Source organism: Pseudomonas sp. xss_4, from assembly GCF_043104125.1.
Classification (GTDB): domain Bacteria; phylum Pseudomonadota; class Gammaproteobacteria; order Pseudomonadales; family Pseudomonadaceae; genus Aquipseudomonas; species Aquipseudomonas parafulva_B.
Map to the genome: position 1 here is coordinate 1 of NZ_JBICKJ010000076.1, position 1,910 is coordinate 1,910.

Consider the following 1,910-nt stretch of genomic DNA (forward strand, 5'->3'; position numbering starts at 1 on the left):
GGGACGTGCGCGGCAATATCGAGAAGTGGTTCCGCGAGCTGGACTGGGCCAGCTACACCCGCCAGCTCGTCGCCAAGACCAACCAGATCCTCGATGGCATGATCGACGTGCTCGGCACCCGCAGCGCCCGCTGGATGATGGACAAACAGGGCCTCAACCGCCTGATCGCCCAGCTCCGCTCGCTCAAGGCCAAGGCCCAGCAGAAGATTGAACAGGCCATGGGGTCGCTGCAGCAGTCCCACCAGATGGCCATGGCCCAGCCCCTGCCCAACACCACCGCGGGCTCCCGCGCCAGCCGTCATGCCGACACGCCGCGCCAGTCGCCGCCCGGCTCATCGGCTCCGGCATCCAGTGGCGGCAACGCAGGCAAGCCGGCCCAGCAAAGCACTAACACCGCTAGCCAGACCCCGGCCGCATCGTCCACACCCGCGGCCCGGCGCGATACAGCCACCGGCAACCAGACCGCCGCATCGGCCCCGGCCAGCAAGCCGCAGCAACAGCCCGCCACATCGTCCTCTGCCAGCAGCGGGCGCAGCAGCCAGACCACCACCGACAAACAGCCAGCCTCGGCCAAACGCGATGTCGCCATCGAGCCCAAAGGCAACACCACCCCGGCCCAGGGCCAGGTTAGCCCGCAACTGCGGCAAAGCCAGCGCTCGCGCTATAGCAGACATAATCCGGGGTTCAAGGAGAGCACATTGCCGACTATGACTTTGTCAAACGAAAGTCGCGGGAAAAGATCAATAATGGAGGCATTCTCTATGAAGGTCGCCAACCAGGCCATCAGGGCATTGATCATGTTTGGATCATCGATAAACTGTCGCAGCGCTACCGGATCAGCGACACCAAAGGCACCAACGAGCCATTCCACAAGAAACTGGAAAGTGCCACGCAAGTGTGGCAAGCCTTGGAATACGGCCTAGAAAAACTTGCGGAGCCAAGTGACAAGCCCAAGGTGCGAAACTCTGTAGGAAAATTAGTTAGCGGCATAAGACAGATGAGCCATACGTGGATATCAATGAATATCAACAGGGCGAAGATTATTCCATCACACAGATCCTTACTCAATCAAGTAGAAAGATGGCGTCGCAGTGGATTTGACCCTTCATTAATGCCTTGCCCATACGAGCGAAGTATAATTACAGTTGTAGGACCAAACTTTATACTCCATGATCCTAATGCACGCAAAAAATCGGCGAATAGCAAGCCACTTGCAGCTGGCCTATGCAGCGTAAAAACGGTAAAACATCAGATCGCCACTGAATCTGAACTGCCGTTAGATTTCTTGGATGACTAAACTTTATGAAAGAATCAAATTTACCCCTACAACACTGGATGACAACCAAGATTTTAGCAAAAAATTTCAATAAGCGCCGTGAGCCGCATTTGCGGTATGTCTCATACACTGAACGTTTCGACGAACTTATTGATGGCATAAAATTTGTGTGCGAGCTCATCGACAAAAACGCAAAAATCAAGCGAATAGACCAATCAGCAAGTCAACGCTTGTGGGACACATTGAACTGGCTAAGCCTGCAATACTCATCGGGATGCTCAGTTAGCCTATTTAGAGAGTCATGGCCCCACGTTTTAAGTTGGACAGAGCAATACGCCGAGACCCATGAGGCTCATCACCTATCTAACAATGCGGACATAATTACTCCACATATCTCAATAAATGATGATGAATATTGGATTGTGGCCTTGAGATTAATCTGCTTTGGCTTGCTGACGGGAAATGCTGAGCACATGCCCAAAATCATGGCAATTATCGATTATGCAAATACAGAACTAGGCATACAAGACGGCCTACTCGAACGCCTAGTCGCCCCTTTCGTTCCTGGGCGCGGTACGCCCCCAGATACCGCCACTCGCCATCTTCCCTACCGCAAGCTGTTCAAGGTATTCGA

General features: G+C 53.7%; 2 pseudogenes. Both read left to right on the forward strand.

Annotated features, from left to right (window positions below):
• A pseudogene (locus tag ACF8GB_RS16745) lies at positions 1–923 on the forward strand (hypothetical protein); the annotation flags it as partial.
• Positions 924–1,302: 379 nt separating this feature from the next.
• Positions 1,303–1,910 (forward strand): annotated as a pseudogene (locus tag ACF8GB_RS16750) (hypothetical protein); the annotation flags it as partial.